General features: G+C 64.0%; 12 protein-coding genes. 7 read left to right on the plus strand and 5 right to left on the minus strand.

Annotated elements, in window-relative coordinates; genetic code table 11:
- Window positions 1-12 precede the first annotated feature (12 nt).
- Window positions 13-1,230: an MFS transporter gene (locus tag GA0070624_RS27625; RefSeq protein WP_091345797.1), complete on the minus strand. Its 1,218-nt coding sequence runs from the start codon at window positions 1,228-1,230 to the stop codon at window positions 13-15.
- Window positions 1,227-1,760, minus strand: a complete 534-nt coding sequence (locus tag GA0070624_RS27630; protein ID WP_218105342.1) for an NADPH-dependent FMN reductase — start codon at window positions 1,758-1,760, stop codon at window positions 1,227-1,229. Before GA0070624_RS27630 ends, GA0070624_RS27625 begins: the two co-directional genes overlap by 4 nt.
- 98 nt (window positions 1,761-1,858) lie before the next feature.
- Here GA0070624_RS27630 and GA0070624_RS27635 point away from each other — a divergent pair, with 98 nt between their 5' ends.
- Together GA0070624_RS27635 and GA0070624_RS27640 are read left to right on the plus strand one after the other, a co-directional pair.
- Window positions 1,859-2,329: a MarR family winged helix-turn-helix transcriptional regulator gene (locus GA0070624_RS27635; RefSeq protein ID WP_091349923.1), complete on the plus strand. Its 471-nt coding sequence runs from the start codon at window positions 1,859-1,861 to the stop codon at window positions 2,327-2,329.
- 292 nt (window positions 2,330-2,621) lie between these two features.
- Window positions 2,622-3,434, plus strand: coding sequence for an IS5 family transposase (locus GA0070624_RS27640; RefSeq protein ID WP_091345799.1), 813 nt, complete (start codon window positions 2,622-2,624; stop codon window positions 3,432-3,434).
- 263 nt (window positions 3,435-3,697) lie between these two features.
- On the opposite strand, the gene GA0070624_RS27645 is transcribed toward GA0070624_RS27640, so the two are convergent.
- Both GA0070624_RS27645 and GA0070624_RS34400 read right to left on the minus strand, forming a co-directional pair.
- The gene (locus GA0070624_RS27645) at window positions 3,698-3,898 is read right to left on the minus strand and encodes a helix-turn-helix transcriptional regulator (RefSeq protein ID WP_091345800.1); all 201 of its coding nucleotides are present in this window, start codon (window positions 3,896-3,898) and stop codon (window positions 3,698-3,700) included.
- 1,791 nt (window positions 3,899-5,689) lie between these two features.
- Window positions 5,690-8,416, minus strand: coding sequence for a hypothetical protein (locus GA0070624_RS34400; RefSeq protein ID WP_141715203.1), 2,727 nt, complete (start codon window positions 8,414-8,416; stop codon window positions 5,690-5,692).
- Window positions 8,417-8,817: 401 nt separating this feature from the next.
- On the opposite strand from GA0070624_RS34400, the gene GA0070624_RS27660 reads away from it, so the two are divergent.
- Complete coding sequence (locus GA0070624_RS27660) at window positions 8,818-9,339, plus strand: hypothetical protein (protein ID WP_141715204.1); 522 nt, start codon at window positions 8,818-8,820, stop codon at window positions 9,337-9,339.
- Window positions 9,340-9,680: 341 nt separating this feature from the next.
- On the opposite strand, the gene GA0070624_RS34405 is transcribed toward GA0070624_RS27660, so the two are convergent.
- Complete coding sequence (locus tag GA0070624_RS34405) at window positions 9,681-11,045, minus strand: DUF5677 domain-containing protein (RefSeq protein ID WP_141715205.1); 1,365 nt, start codon at window positions 11,043-11,045, stop codon at window positions 9,681-9,683.
- 116 nt (window positions 11,046-11,161) lie between these two features.
- On the opposite strand from GA0070624_RS34405, the gene GA0070624_RS27665 reads away from it, so the two are divergent.
- The 4 genes from GA0070624_RS27665 (at window position 11,162) to GA0070624_RS27680 (ending at window position 15,847) form a co-directional block, all read left to right on the plus strand.
- Window positions 11,162-12,325 carry a Shedu anti-phage system protein SduA domain-containing protein gene (locus GA0070624_RS27665; RefSeq protein WP_141715206.1) on the plus strand — a complete coding sequence of 388 codons (1,164 nt, stop codon included), beginning with the start codon at window positions 11,162-11,164 and terminating at the stop codon, window positions 12,323-12,325.
- 818 nt (window positions 12,326-13,143) lie between these two features.
- On the plus strand, window positions 13,144-14,460 hold the full coding sequence (locus tag GA0070624_RS27670) for an ISL3 family transposase (protein WP_091345805.1): 1,317 nt from the start codon (window positions 13,144-13,146) through the stop codon (window positions 14,458-14,460).
- Window positions 14,461-14,577: 117 nt separating this feature from the next.
- Window positions 14,578-15,135 (plus strand): NUDIX hydrolase, encoded by a 558-nt coding sequence (locus GA0070624_RS27675; protein ID WP_091345806.1) that lies wholly within the window; start codon window positions 14,578-14,580, stop codon window positions 15,133-15,135.
- Between the two features lie 286 nt (window positions 15,136-15,421).
- The gene (locus GA0070624_RS27680; protein ID WP_218105343.1) at window positions 15,422-15,847 is read left to right on the plus strand and encodes a DUF4259 domain-containing protein; all 426 of its coding nucleotides are present in this window, start codon (window positions 15,422-15,424) and stop codon (window positions 15,845-15,847) included.
- Window positions 15,848-15,977 lie beyond the last annotated feature (130 nt).

Raw genomic sequence — 15,977 nt, forward strand, 5'->3', positions numbered from 1 at the left:
AGGCCGACGCCGTTACTGCGTCAAGTAGCCCGTGGAGTGACTGGGCGACCAGGAGTGGCGGGGGATATGGAGGAGGGGCAGGAGGCAGAGTGCGCCTAGGGCGGCGAAGGTGAGGATGGCCCAGCGGGGGCCTGCGGTGTCGGCGGTGAGGCCGGCCGCCCACGCTGCGGGTGCTAGGACGCCGAGGGAGACGAAGCGGTGGATGGCGGTGGTTTGGACGCGCATGTCGGGATGGCTGAGTAGCTGGCGGGTGGTGAGTGCGGTGACGGCCCAGCAGCCGCCGCCGATTCCGCTGATGAATGAGGCGGCGGCGAGCAGCCAGGCGGCGGTGTCTGGGGTGGCTGTGGCGACTAGGAACGGGCCGGCGGCCGACAGGGCGGCCGCGAGCAGCAGTGTCGGGCCGCGTCCTGTGCGTCGTTCTGCGGTGCGGCTGAGTGCGACACCTAGGGGTATCGCGACTCCGGCGGCGGAGAGCGTTAGACCGAGGATGCCTGGCGCCAGGTGGAGGGTGCGGATCGCGAAGATTGCGAGGAGGGCTTCGTAGCCGGCGAAGCCGGCGTTGAACAGGGCGCTGGCCCACATCAGTGCGCGCAGTGGCGGAGTGGCGAGTACGTACCGCCAGCCGGCGATGACTTGGCGGGCCATGCCGCCGGTGTCCGTGCGGCCGGTTGGGCTATCCGCGTGGATTGCGGCGAGGGTGACGACGCTGATCAGGTAGCTGGCGGAGTGGATGTATAGGGTGCGGACCGCGCCGACTGCTCCGACGAGCAGGCCGGCGGCAGCGGGGCCCAAAAGTCTGGCTGCAGACTCGGACAGGGCCAGTCGGCGGTTGGCCGCTGGTACCAGTTCGGCGGGGACCAGTGCGGGCACCACCGATTGGTATGCGATCTGGAACGGGACCGTGGCGATGCCGACCACGACGGCCACCGCCAGCAGCTGTCGATAGTTGGCCGCGCCGAACACTGGCACAGACAGGATCGCGGCGCAGCGCACGATGTCGGCGGCGAGCATCGTGCGGCGCAGTCCGAACCGGGCGACCCAGACGCCGGCCGGTAGCGCCACAATCAGGGAAGGTAGTTGGCCGGCCGCGGCGAGCCCGGCGACCTGTCCGGGTGTGGCGTGCAGGACTAGCACGGCGACGAGGGGGAGGGCCAGGCGGGTGAGCTGATCACCGGCCAGGCTAACGCTCTGCCCTGCCCACAGGAGCGCGAACGAACGACCCAGCCTCACCGGCGGGCGACCGGCTTGCTGGCCTTGCGAATTGTGTCGAGCAGGTCGTCGGCGTCGGCATTGAGCGCGTCGCTGGAGACAAAGCGGCCGTCGGTGAGGTGGTTGCGGAACCGGACGAGCAGCGTGCCTACCGGCACCATCCCGAGGTGTACCAGCACCGGCAGCAGTGACTGCGCAGCCCGCCCACCCGAGGAGATCCCACCGTAAGCAACGACGCCGACTGGCTTGCCGCGCCACTCGTGATAGAGGAAGTCCAGCGCGTTCTTCAGCGATGCCGGAAACGAACTGTTGTACTCCGGGGTCACAAACACCAGCGCGTCACAGCCGGCAACCCGCTCACTCCACCGGCGGGTGTGTGCATGCGCATAGCGCCCGGTGGAAGCGTGCTCGGGCTCATCTAGCAGGGGCAGCCCCTGCTCGACAAGGTCGATGAGGTCACCATCCGAGCCGACTCGCCCTGCCATCCAAGCCCCGATCTGGCCACCCACCCGGCCTGGCCGGGTACTGCCGATCACGATTCCCACGGTCACAGCGAAACTCCTTGCTTGACACGTCATACAAAATGATTGACGTATCTTGCAATGGAACTGAATGACATGTCAAGCTTCTGCCCGATAGGATGGTGCACATGGCGGATGGGGTGCGCTGGCTCGACGACGCCGAGCGGGCGGCATGGACGGGGTACCGGCAGATGAAACGGGCACTGGACGCCCGAGTGGCCAGCGAGCTGACGGCCGACTCCGGCCTGTCCGAGCCAGACTACGACGTGCTGAGCCTCCTCAATGATTCGGCGGCGCCGCGCTGGTGCATCAAAGACCTGGGTACCCGGCTCCTTTGGTCACCCAGCCGGACCTCACACCACCTTGCCCGCATGGCATCCCGTGGTCTGATCGACCGGTTTCCCTGCGAAACGGATGCACGCGGCACCGACATCAGCCTCACCGCCACCGGCCGCCGCGCCATCGAGACCGCCGCGCCTGCCCACGTCGAGTCAGTACGGCGCCATTTCATCGACCAACTCACCCCCACCGACCTCGCCGATCTGGCTAGGATCACCAGCAAGGTCACAGCCCACCTCCGCTCCCTTGGTCAGCAGTAAGTGCTCATGGCTGTCGGCGTGAGTCAGGAACACAATATGCTTCGCCGCCGGGATAACGGCGTTGCCTCGGCCAGGGTGCTTCAGAGCCTGGTAAATAAGGGTTTCAGGCCGGCGGGGGGTGCGCCGTGAAGATCGGCTGCGGCGGTGGTGCCAGCGTGTTGGCGTGACATGAGGAAGGGCCTCCGGTACGAGCAAAGGCGACTAAACCAGCACGACCGAAGGCCCAACCCTGTCTGTATACCTTGTCGCCGGTGTCGCCGCATCCACCACCCCGGCCACCCTCGATGCTCACCTGCCCACCGCCCGGCCACGGCACTACCCGTCCGACACCAGCGACGCCGAGTGGGCCGTCCTCGCCCCGTACGTCCCGGCCGGCACCGGACGTGGCCGGCCGATCATCTACCCTCGCCGCGACATCGTGGACGCGATCCGCTACCTCGATCGCACCGGCTGCCAGTGGGACGCGCTACCGGCCGACTTCCCCCACCACAAGCTGGTCTACCACTACTTCAAGACCTGGACCGCCGACGGAACGCTCCACCGCATGCACAACAGCCTGCGTGAACAGGTCCGCGCCCAGGTCGAGGACCGCGACCGGCAGCCGACGGCCGCGTTGGTCGACTCCCAGTCGGTACGCGGCGCGGAGACCGTCGGGCGGGCCAGCCGCGGCTACGACGCGGGGAAGAAGGTCAACGGCCGGAAACGGCACATCGCCGTGGACACCTGCGGCCTGCTCCTCGCGATCCTGATCACCGGCGCCCACACCCAGGACCGCGACGGCGCCCGCCCCCTCCTTCAGGCGTTGCACGCTTGCTTCCCCGGCATCCGCCTGGTCTGGGCCGACAGCGGCTACGCCGGCAGGCTCGTCGACTGGGCCGCCACCCACCTCGCCCTGACCGTGCGGATCGTCGCCAAACTCGCCGGGCAGACCACCTTCGTGGTCCTACACCGCAGGTGGGCAGTCGAACGCACCTTCTCGTGGATCAACCGGTGCCGGCGCACCGTCCGTGACTACGAACGGCTCCTTGAACACCACGCCGCGATGGTCCAATGGGCCATGATCATCGTTATGGCTCGCCGCCTCGCCCGTCACCAACACACCTGAAACCCTTATTTACCAGGCTCTCAGAGTGTTCCCGCCCTCAGTTGGCAACAAGCAAGCAGCAGCGAACGGCCTGACGTCAGCCGCTGACATCAACGCTGGCGGTCGAGGCCGACCGAGCGCGGACGGGTCAGACCGAGTCGCAAGATCCGGAACCTGCGCGGAATGATCACGGCCATCGTAGGGAGCCCGCTTGACGTATGCCCTGGTAGGACGGGAGATGGTCCAGCAGGCGCTACACCCTTCCTAAACCGTCTGTCCCGCCACTACTCCTCGTCGGGCTCGCCCAGGTGCGGACGGTGCTCCGCGATCCACGATTCCACGTCGCGTTTCAGCCACACCGCGCCCATCCCGAGCCGGTCGTACGGCTCAGGGAAGTCCGGGCGGTCGATGATCTGCCGCGCCCGCTGTCGGCTGACGCCGAGGCGCGCAGCGATCTCCCCCGCTCCGTACAGGTGCCGTGGCATGGCCGCAGGGTAGCCAGGCAGTAACTGGTCAAACCGCAGCTCGTCTTACAGCAACTGGTCACGTTGCAGGATGCACCTTGACAAGTGGATAGCCATCGACGAACGATGAGCACATGCCGCTGACTGGGACACCCCACCCCATACCCGCAGGCCCACGACACCGCCGGGATTGGCGGACGAGATGGCGGCGATGCACCTGCGGCCCGCCCTGGCCGTGCCCCGATCGCGGCCCAGTACCCCCGGCCGAGCCCTCGCCGACATACCGGGGTGCCGCCTCGGTGCCGCCGCCACTATGGGGACGGGAGGTGACGGCGCTGTACCCGCCGATTGGGCGGGCAGGGCACCTGACGCCCGCGCAGTCGCGCCGGGCAGGCATCCAGTGGTGAGCGGCGCACCGGGACGCCCCCACGCGCCGATGCGCCCCCTCTGGCGGTGCCGCCGCTGCGGCTGCCCCTGGCCCTGCTCCCCCGCCCGTCTGGCGCTGCTGACGGAATACCGGGACGCCCGCTCGTCCCTGGCCGTATACCTCGCACTCGCTCTCGCTGACGCCCTGGATGATCTACACCGCCTCGGCCTCGACAACCGTGGGGTGCACGCCCGGTTCCTCGGTTGGCTGCGCTCGGAGCCTCCGGATAAGGGTGGCGACCTCCCCTCGCGCGGCGCTCGCCGCTGAACCTCCTACGGTCACCGACTGGATGCCGGCGTCGGAAGGCCTCAGGGACGTCCTCGTCGCAGCCCCTCGCCGTCGTCAGCGGGCTGATGCCCGCCCGGCACCTGTAAGCCCACCGCCAGCTCACGAACATCGTCAACGTCGACGTCAACGAGACTGCGCCGCGCCAGCCACAACGGCCTGAGGCCGTCGTCGATCCCGCGACGGCAGCGGTCAACAAGCGACTCGGCAAGTGGAAGTTGAAGAGAGTGATTGAAACGGCCTTGGCGCGACAGCGGCGAGCGCTGTCGACGCCTCGGGCGGCTGGATCATTGCCGGGCTCGGACTCGCGGTAGCCGTCTGTCCGCATTGGCCCTGCGGGGCCGAGCGGGTGCCGATCGGCGTGCCGGTCCGCCGGTCTCCGGCCTCGGGTTGCTCGGAATCGACGTTGGGAGGATCGTCGAGCAGCGGTGAGCGGAGGCGTACAGCAGGGCAAATATGTCCGGTGAGGACGGTCCTCTGGACTCTGCCAGGCGATAAGCGCCTCACCCAAATGACCTGGGCGCAGGACTCTGGCTGCTCAGGCTCCCGGGTCGAATGCGCCGACACCATTGGATTGATCATGGTGAGCCGAAGCAGTGAGATCGTCCTCGCCTTCGGCACGCTGCCCACTCACCGGGGTTCACCCGAGGTCAGAACTGCTCCGGCATCGGGGTGTTGCATCCGCATCCGCATCCGCGGCCGCTACGCGACCAGGAGATAGCGGACGGTCCCGGCGCCTCCTGCTCCCAAGTTGCTCCCAATATAAGGGGCAACAGCGGAGAAGCCCGTTACCGGCGATTCCGGTGACGGGCTTCCTACCTACCTATATTCATGGTGGGCGATACTGGGATCGAACCAGTGACCTCTTCGGTGTGAATGTTGATCTCGCCTCCCGTCACGGTTCAACTGATGCCAGCTGATGCCGTAACGTGCACGCTGGCCACCATCGGATGTCGTACAGCAATGGATGACGCCGTACCTCTTGCTGACTTCTTGCTGATGTAGCGGCCCAACCGGGTCTGGTCTGCTACGAGCCCAACTGATGCCGGCGCGCCGGGTTGTCGCACCGCAGGCCAATGGCTAGCAGATTCCGCCACCGGTCAACTAGCTACTGTGTCCGATATCCGGAATCCGACAACTCCTTCGGGTCGCTCGGTCCACTCGAGGGCGACACCGACTACTACCTGCGCTACCGGCTCTTCGCTCTCACCTGAGTAATCCCTTACGACCGCCGCGACCCCATGATCCCGCAGAAATTGCCACTCACCGACGCCGTCGAGTGGCTGAGGGCTCCGCAGAAGTGGGGAAACGAGGTTCATATCGCACGCAACGCAGGCGCCGATCCCGTCGTCCGTCTCCACGAACATTCCTTGTTGCTGTCCCATCTGAACACCGCCACGGAAGAAGCCAAGGGCATCCGCAAGTTCCCAGGAATTTAGAACCACAAGGAAAAGGGTCCCGGACGCCTCTTCCTTGAGTGCCTCAGCCCGGCGGGCAATCTCCGCCACGCCTGCGTCCTGCCATGCCAGTCCGTCCACCAGCGAACGGACGATGAATTTATTCTCGCCCCTGATCATTCCGTACGCCGCATTGCTGGCAAGCATTTCGGGTTCAGCAAGGACGCGTTCAGACGAGACGAAAAACTCGCGGGGAACAAGCGTGTTCAGATACAGCTTGGTGCCGTCACCAGGAATCTCATGAGGAGCATTTCGGGAGAAAGTGTTCGACAATCGATTAGAAGATTCGTCCATCGCCTCCCTCAAGGCACTGATGAACCGCTCAACCCGTTCCGACTCTATCGCCGATTCTCGAATAGCTTGCTTCTCGGCCGATCGTCGTTGATCAACGAGGGCCTTCAGCTGCTGCTCCAAACGCTCGCCTTGAAAGGTAAAGGAAGGCACGAACCGCGAAAGCCGGCCCGCCAACTCGAAGGCATTGAGAAGAGATCCAGCCCGCGAGGCATCGTCTGCTGAGGGAACTCCAGGCGGCACAACTAGGCCCACCGCTGCGGCAACCATTAGCGCGGCGGAAGCTAGATAGGAGTCGAAGGCCATCATGTGAACCTGAAGCGGAATCTTCGTTTGCAGTTCCCATCTACTCCATGGGCGCCCCTGGCCTAGTACGCCCTCCCCCACTTCGACATATGCGGCCCACACGAGGTGCGCAGGGATTAAGCGAAGCAGTTTGGCAGCAATGTCTTCGAGCTGTTGAGAGGCATGCAGGTTCTCCGCTCGGTAGAGCGTCCATGCAAGTACCGCCAGAAGGGCAGCGGCCTTCGACTCGCTCGCCTTTCGGTCTGCGGCGCCGAATCCGCCGATGAGGTCGGAAGGCACTCCGAAATACGCTAATAACCTCTCGAACAGGGCCGACCTTTCAGTATCGACGCAAATTCTCATCATCTCCGCGAAGACACCTGCTGATATTTCTTCGACCAAGCGCCGGGCCTGCATGTCATTTCGTACCTCAGCCCGCATGAAAAGCTGAGTGAGATTCTGAAGAGATACTGCCACATACTCAGCGAGGGCGTCGTCGGACGATTGCCCGAGGACCTCTGTGAGATATGCGGGATACAGCCCTAGGAATTCCCGCAGAGCGTCGTAATCTCCGGATTTAAATGCCAACTTGCACAGAGAGTAGGCATGGTCAACGGTTACATACAAACCTCTCCTTCCAAGGACCTCAATCGCGGATACCGCTATCTCTCGGACGTCGCGCTGCAGCCATCGCCAGTAGGGCCCGTAGGCGCTGAAAGAAAAGAGAATAGAAGGGTCTTGAATACGGCCAGTGCTCGCAAGAATTCGATTGAAAAGCTCACTGTAGACGTCAAGTCCCTGCCGCAACGAGCCAGTCGTTCCCGCAGCTATCGTCGACAACAGGCTGTCCTTAAGTGTGACGAGCTCCCCTCTTAGTCTTTCGTCGTCATCTTCGTCACCATCGCGCAATCGTATGCAACCCCGAAGGTCATTCTCAAGAACCCTAACGCGGGGATCATCGGCCTCTAGACTTGCAGTGAGCGTAAAGATATGGCCTCCCGCAGGGACAACCTCATTGATGCGGGAGTCCAGCAGAATAGCGGGCGCCGTGTCACGAAGTGAGCCTTCGACTCGCTTGGGCGGGGCTTCCTGAGTCGCCTCCGCGGGAAAATTGATCAACCACATCCGGTGCAAATGCTTCGCGGCAATCCGTTGAAGTAGGCGATAGTTGACATCTTCAAGCCGAACGGATTGACCCACTATCACAAGTGGTATTCCGTCAGTGCTGCCAGAAGCTCTGGATCGGGCTCGTATCAGAGAGTCCCCGGGAAAAAGGTCGGCAAGGCGGGTGTTCGCCCTCGCCATGACGTCTAGCTTGTAAAGCCCGTCGCTCAACTTCTCCTGCAGCAGATTGAGCGCCCTAACAGCTGCGCGCCTTTCGTCAAGGAAGTGCTCGGCCGCACGGAAGTAGGAGAGGCCGATGAACAACATTGTCACAACAAAGCAAAAAAGGAAGCCTATGATGGCTCCGCCATCGCTGGCAAGCCAGATCGCGATTATGCCCAACGTAACGTTACTTGCGCCCGCGAACAGCAAGAGGCTCCGAAATAGAGTCTCGCGATATAGAACCTCACGGCTGCTTCGAATGGCCACTGGAGGATTGCTCGCAAGTTGAATGACGAGTGCCAATCCAGCGAACGCGATCGCGGCGATCGAGGTCTGAACTTGCCAAGCAAGGCCTAGCGCTTCGCTGGCGTTGGCTGGGGCCCACGAGGGAAGGAAGGACACCTGCCGACTACGGAAGAGCACCGCTAAGGCGACCAGCGTGAAGAAGAGGGCCGAGACGAACCACACTGACTCTATCCATCTGCGGTACCTGGCAGCAGAGGTTGGCCGATATGGATGGGCTTGCTCGCTCTCGCTACGAACCCAGCCGTCCGTTGAGGTCCAGCCGGTCAGCCTCTGGAGACTCCGGCGAGTCCAGGTGGTCATCCAGCGTCCGACCGCCCTGACGCGTCTCAGAGGGTAGAAGACTGCTTGTGATGTTGCCTGCTCCATCGCTACCCCCGGATACATGGCTGGGTCCTCGCGCTCATATGTGATCACAACTTCCTCAAGGGCGGCTCTTCGCCGGTCGCTGCCCGCAGGCCCGCGGATTGCCGGACATCACGGAGGCGTTCCGGGCACCCAAGATCTCCGTCTGGGTGGCAGGCTGTCATGCAGCCCACGCCGCCCTGACGCTCCAAAGGAGAGTGATGGCTCGTCAGTATCGCGACATCGACTTCCAACCAGCACCACCTGGTTGGCGCATGATCTTTCTCGCCGGCGACGGCAAGGGGGTCTGGACGTACCCCGTCCCGGGATGGCTGATCCAGGAGGAGGCCGATGACGAGTACGAGCCGCTGACCGGTACCGCGCCCCACAACCGCGAACGTCGTGTCATCCCGGCCTTCTGGAGCGCGGCCTTCGGTATCGAGCTACAACCCGCGGACATCGATGGCGATAATCCAGCCTGGGTGCTTGGGCCCGGACAGCCCGATCCGACTGAGGAGGAGATCGCGCAGGAGCATCGGAGCGTCGAAGAGACTGCGGCACGGGAAGCCAACGGAAAGCTCGCCGGCCGCTACTTCGACACCGTCATAGCCCCCCGGCTACGTGACGAGGGCAAGCGCGCCGATCACATCTCGTACGCCCGGGGCAAGTACATCCGTGATACCTGCGCGGACCCAGCAGAGCTCGACAGGCTGCGAGCACACTTCGCTTCCAATGGCGAGTAGGCGCCGCATCGAGCGGCTTGACGACGAAGAGTCACGGATGGCTGACCGGCCGGCCTCGGTCCTGATGGGAGCCCCGGTCGTTATCGAGTGCTGTACATCGCTGCTGTACTGCTGGGCCCCCGCTTCAGGGAAGGCAGGGCCAGCCGGACCCCGCCGAACACTTCGACCCGAACGTGGGTGTGCGGCACCTGCTGTGCTTACCCAAGCGGATTCGCCTCGTGGCTCTGTGAGGGCTGAGAATCTTGGTCCGCGCCAGGTTGCAGCAGCGAGCCGAGCACAGTGCCAGCCAAGCCGGCAGCCAGGGACCGACCAGCTCTGATCCGCCACGGCGACACCGTAGCTCAGACGCGCCCGTCCGTCCCGATGCCGATTGGCGGCCCGGTTGTGCTCGGCTTGTGGTTGGTCGGGGCCGAGCTTGGGGCAGAGTCGCCGTTGGGATCACGCTGTCTCGGACGCTTGCTGGCACTGCTTGGGTGGCTGCTGGTCCCTTCAGCAGATGAACGGTCACCGTTGCCACGATCCCGGCAATGCATCCTCTCTTCTCTCTGTTGGACGTCGGCCTGTAGCGATCTGAATACGCCCTCCGCGGCCTCCTCCATCACAGCCTGAGCGAACGCTTCATCGAGCAACTGGTACTCCGCTGCGACTTGTCGACAGGTTGCAATAGACACCAACTCCAAGAGAGTCACAGCACCCCGGATCAGGAGTTCGAAATTTTCGATCCGGCCCGATGGCCGTGTCGAGTTCAGATAAGACTTCTTTGTGTCGACGTTGCTGAGGGCCACATAAGCGCCAGCATGGATTCCATGGTTCCCCGTAAGATAAAGGGCCCTCAACCCATTGTTCGTGGCATGCTTATCTAGATCCGCAAAAGTGATCCGACCAGGCTTATTCGGGAACAAGGGTCGCGCCCACTCGTACGGCCGTCGGATGTCGGGACCATAGAGGCTATACACCTCCTGGGCATCCTGTTCCGCCTCCGCAATCATCTCATCCGATGGCGGGAGCCAACCCACCTGAGCCCCATAGCGCCTTTGATCCCTGAGGTCGTCCAAGTACTCGACTGCGCTATAGCAGTGGTACCGCTCACACACCTCGTACGGACCGGTGCCGATAATCCGATGGATCACACCGATTTCATAGAGGGTCCGCAGCCTTGCGAAAGCCCCGTCATCAAATCCTGCGAACACAAGCGGGGCGATCTCCGTTGCCGTCCTACATGCCCGCGCATGGATTGTAAGGGTCATGAGAACCTTAAGGTTTTTCCCCGCGAGCCAACGCCCGTGGCTTCTTATGACCTTCTCGGCCTCATCCCTTTTCCCAAATCCTCTGATCATGGCCGCGAGGGATCTTTGATGAATCTCTTCGCTAGTGGCTAGGAGTTCGTCAAAGCTCTTGACTGTTGCCGCCCAGTCCGTGCCAATGGCTCGGCGGGCTGCTCGTGCCGTCTTTCGCCGTGATGCAATCCGATCGTTGGCGCTGCGCCGGATCGACTGGATAAAGTCGGGAGCAAGGGTTTCGGCCTGAGACATCGCCTCCTCAATCAACTCCTCGGGATTGAGGGTCGTGTGGTCCTTAGCCTGCGCGGCCCTGTTGTTGAGAAAGTTGAGCACGATGGACTCGTCCGACACCTTGATCCCCTCCCCGTGACTTGGGTAGCCGGCCAGCCTACTAGACCGACTGTCCATCGTGAAGCCCCAGCTCATCCACACGCCTCTGCCTGGTCGTTTCTTAGACCGAGCTTGCGGTCGAGCAAGCAAGGCAGCTGGGCTCTCGGCTATGGGGACTGTTCAAACCGACCTCCGGCACGGAGGATCAGGGCGTGACGCTCGAACCGGTTCCCCTGGACACCACCTCACATCCTCCTGGCACCCGTGTGCGCCGGTGGTTGGATCTGGCCTGGAAGATTCCACCATTCGTCATTACCGATGACCTGGGGACCTCAACGCCAGAAGGCCACCTAGCGCCCGTGGACGGCATAGGCCGAGCCCTGCTTGTAGACGACGAGAGCGCTGTCTATAAAGTGATTCAGGGTTCGAAGGAGGTAGTCTTCTCCATCGGAGAGGATGGAACATATTGCTTCACACCAATTGGGTGGGTATTGGACCCGCAGGACAATCGGCAGACTTTGCGCCCGCTCGTCGAGGTTGGTTATGACAGTTATGAAATGGCGAAGTGGCTCTCGGTCATGACAGCACTGCTCGACGTGCCGTTGATTGCCAATTCACGGGCAGAGGTCGCAGTACTTGACAAGCTTTTCGATGATGCCATGACCGACGGAGTGGAGTTCACGGACTCGCATGGCGAGAAGGTCCGACATCGTCCAACCGAAAATATCCGTTCCCTAGCGGCGGGGATGCGGCAGGTTCCACAACCGGCAGAGGTTAGTAACCTTTTCAAGCAGCTCGAGATTGCCCGCAACGCGAACGCGAGAGCCAAAGCAGTTATCGGCCGACTCGACGATGCCATAGACGAAATGACGGACCTTCTTGCCGCGTCAAGCCGCAATGAAAACGCCCTTCAAGAATGCCTCACTCGCAACCCCGCATTTTTTGGACCGAGCTACAGCCGGGTTATTCCGAAGCATCGCCTTGGTGCTGAATATGTGACAGATTACGCGCTTGAGCTATCTGACGGCAGCGTGGATGTGGTAGAAATAGAGGCCAGCACCCACGCCCTCTACACGAACGCTGGCAATCCCACATCAGCGTTGGTGCATGCCGAGCAGCAGGTGTTGGACTGGCTTGCCTGGCTTGACCAGAACTCGCCCTATGCACGGGTAAACCTTCCCGGTGTTCGGCGGGCGAACGGGCTCGTTATTATCGGCACGCGCTCTTCGCTAAGTCAAAGCGATGTGGAGCGGCTTCGCTGGCGCAACATGCTCTTCGGTGGCCGAATTGCGGTCCTTACTTACGATGATCTCGTTGTCCGATGCCAGGCACTGCGGAACTTGCTTCGTGAGGAGATGAATAGCGATGCGGTGTAAGACGTGAGGTTGCCGGCATTCGCAGAGCATCCCAGTTGCCATCCCGTCTGCCGCCGACCCACACACCGTGGAGCGGGCCAGGGCCAGGGTGACCAGGTGGAGCGCCCGACCGGACGTACGACCTGGTCACCCTGGCCCTGGTCTGCTCGGCTTGCCTGGGTCGGTGGCTGACGGGATGGCATCCCACCTCAACCACCCACCCGCCGGAACCGTTCGGCAACTCCATCCTGGAGTCGTCTGGCCCCCGCCGGAGGCAAGGCTCTAACCCCGCCTCTCTCCTTCACCTTCCACCCCTTCCACCACCAACCCCCTTCCTCCCTGGGGCTCCAGCGACCCCGCACGGATCGTTCGGCAACTCCGTCCGCCCGTGGTGGCCTCCGGCTCTCGTAGTGCTGCTGGAGCGTGGAGAACGGGTGAGAGCGTGTCCGTCTGGCCCTGGTCATCTGCGGGACTCGTCACCGGGTCACCTCACTGACCCAGGGGTGACGCGCGGGGCGGGGTGTGGGGTTCGGGCCGGCTGACTTTCCGCCCCGGCGCCGTAGGCGGCCGGGGCGGCGGCTCCGCAGGGCCGTTTGCCGCGCCCCGACCCGCGCCGCGCGGAGCGCCTTGATCTAGTACAGGTCAATTCGGCAACAGATCACCAGTAGGTGCTGTCCCGTCACGGGACATGCTGGCTCTTCGAACTTGAGCGGGGCCGGCGCTGGCCCGCGCGGTCTTGATTCCCTGGGTGGAAGAGTCGCTCATGCTTGAGGACCCGCAGCTCTTCCATGATCATCTGAGTGTCGAGTTCGGACGATCACAAGTGAAAAGCTGCAGGCATGGTCAACGATACGACTCGGCTGCTGGGCCTTGACGGCCTAGCGGTGACCGGGGTGGAGCAGGCGGGTGATGGCACGCCGGTGGTGCATCTGGCCACGGTGGATGAGCAGGCGCGATGCTGCCCGCGGTGCGGTCAGCGGGCGTGGCGGGTGAAGGAGTGGACCACGACCCGGCCGCGGGATTTGCCGGTGGCGGGTCGGGCGCCTCGGCTGCGGTGGCGTAAGCCCCGGTGGCGGTGCGACAACCGGGACTGCGAGCGTGGCTCGTTCACCGAGCAGGTCAGCGAGGTGCCGGCGCGGGCACGGCTCACGCGCCGGCTACGCCGCTCGGCTGGTACGGCGGTCGCCGACGCAGGCCGGACGGTGGTGCAGTCGGCCCGCGATCACCAGGTGTCCTGGCCGGTCGTCTCGGCGGCGTTTCGCGCCCACGCTGCCGAGGTGCTGCCAGCCGAGCCCGGCCCGGTCAAGGTGCTGGGCATCGATGAGGTCCGCCGCGGCAAACCGAGATGGGTCTTCGATGAGCAGGACGGACCGTGGAGCACGACCGCCGACCGTTGGCATGTCGGCTTCGTGGACCTGTCCGGCGGGCAAGGCCTACTCGCGCAGGTCGAGGGCCGCACCACCGCCTCAGTCGTCGGCTGGCTCGCCGCCCGCCCAGCGGCGTGGCGGCACGCGGTCCAAGCGGTGGCGATCGACATGTGCACGGTGTTCAAGGCCGCGATCCGCGCGGTGTTACCGCAGGCCACCATCGTCGTTGATCACTTTCACATGGTGCAGTTGGCCAACGCAGCGGTCACCGAAGTCCGCCGCCGGGTCACCATGACCCAGCGCGGCCGCCGCGGCCGCAAACAAGATCGGGAGTGGCAACTACGTAACCGGCTCACCCGTTCAGCGGCGCGAATGCGAGCCGAGCACGTCGACACCCTCGTTGACGACCTGACCGACCTACCGGCGGCGATCGGGCAACCGATCCTTGCCGCCTGGAACGCCAGGGAAGACCTCCTTGACCTCCTCGCCATCGCGAGGACCAACCGCAACCGGGCCGAGATCAGCAAGCTGCTGGGCAGGTTCTACCAGCGGTGCGCGACGAGCGACCTGTCCGAAATCCACCGACTCGCCACCACGACCGAGACCTGGTGGCCACAAATCCTCGCATTCATCCAGACCGGGATCACCAACGCCGGAAGCGAAGGCACCAACCGAGTGATCAAGACCGTCGCCCGCGACGCCTACGGCTTCCGCAACCCCGACAACCAGAGGCTACGCACCCGCTGCGCCACCACCCGACGCACACGCGGACACCTCCACCCGGCCTAACTTTCGAAAGGCTTCTATGGATCGGGCTCGATGGCGAGCCGGCGTTGGGAGCGGCGATGTAGCTATGCCGGCAGGGCCGACCGCTCTCGCGCCGCGCGACTGCTGTTGGATGTCCTTATGGCTGATCAGTCGGCGCTCTCGGCGGACGAAATCCTGGACATCGTGGACGAGCACGACCGGGTGGTGGGGCAGGCGCCACGCAAGGAGGCGTACGCCCACGGATTGCGGCACCGCTGCGTGTTCGTGCTGGCACGAGACGCGGAGGGGCGCGTCTTCGTGCACCGCCGCACCGCGCGGAAGCTCGTCTTCCCATCGCTGTACGACATGTTCGTCGGCGGGGTGGTCGGCACGGGCGAGTCGTACGACGAGGCAGCACTGCGCGAGGCCGAGGAGGAATTGGGAGTGTCGGGACTGCCCGCGCCCGTACCGCTGTTCAAGTTCCTCTACGAGACGCCCGAGCACGCCTGGTGGTCCGCTGTCTACGAGACACGCTGCGAGCCGCCGGTCGACCCACAGGCCGAGGAGGTCGCCTGGCACGCGTTCCTCACCGAGGAGGAGCTGGAACGGCGGCTCGCCGAGTGGACGTGGGTGCCGGACGGCATGGACGCGTATCGCCGGCTGCTGGCGTGGCGAGCTGACCAGGCCGAGCAGCCTGTGCAGCGTCGATGCTTATAGAGGATCACCGTCCTCATCGACCGCCCAGCAGAGCTCCCTCACACCAGAGCAGGCGCCAACCGATCAAACCCCGATCAAGTTCGAAGAGCCGACATGCTTGACACTCGCGTCCCACCTGATACCCGACATGATCCTCAAGTGGGTCGCGCAGGCCCTCACGGTCCGCAACAGGGGCGGCGCATCGCGGCTACTTGTTTCATTGACCTGCGAGCGTTGCCCGGCCAGGCTCCCACAGCGATAACAGGTGTGAAGATCGTCCCCGGGCGACAAACGGGAGGTGGCTGCTGTGGGGTTCTGGGACTCCAGTCCGTTCGGCAACGATGACGCTGCGGACTTCGCCGACGCGCTGGACAAGACGACGGCGCAGGGGCGCATCGAGATGGTCGGCGCCGTGCTGGAACGCGTTGCTACTACCGGCATCAGCCAGGAACTCGATGCCGGTGACGCGCCCCGGGCGGTAGCAGCCGCAGCTTTGGTCGCCGCCCAGTGTCCTGCCGGTGAGCCCGTGCGCTCCAACTACGGTCCGTCCACGTCCATGCCGCAGTTTCCGGGCTACGTACGGCAACTGGCGATCACCGCCCTCGATCGCCTGGTCACACCGCCGTCCTGGCTTGCCGACGGCTGGAGGAATGACGCGACATGGCGTCGAACCATCAGCGATCTTCGCAACGTCCTCGACCCACCGCAGGCCGAAACCCTCTTCGATCTGTAGTCGGGCGTCAACGCCGAACTCACCGAGCACTTCGACACGTCCGGACGCCCTCGCCCCCACGACGATCGGCCACACAGCGTGACGCGCGGATTGCGGCATAGAAAGACGTCGCGCAGGCATACTCAGTCGC

The organism is Micromonospora rhizosphaerae, from assembly GCF_900091465.1.
GTDB classification, from domain to species: domain Bacteria; phylum Actinomycetota; class Actinomycetes; order Mycobacteriales; family Micromonosporaceae; genus Micromonospora; species Micromonospora rhizosphaerae.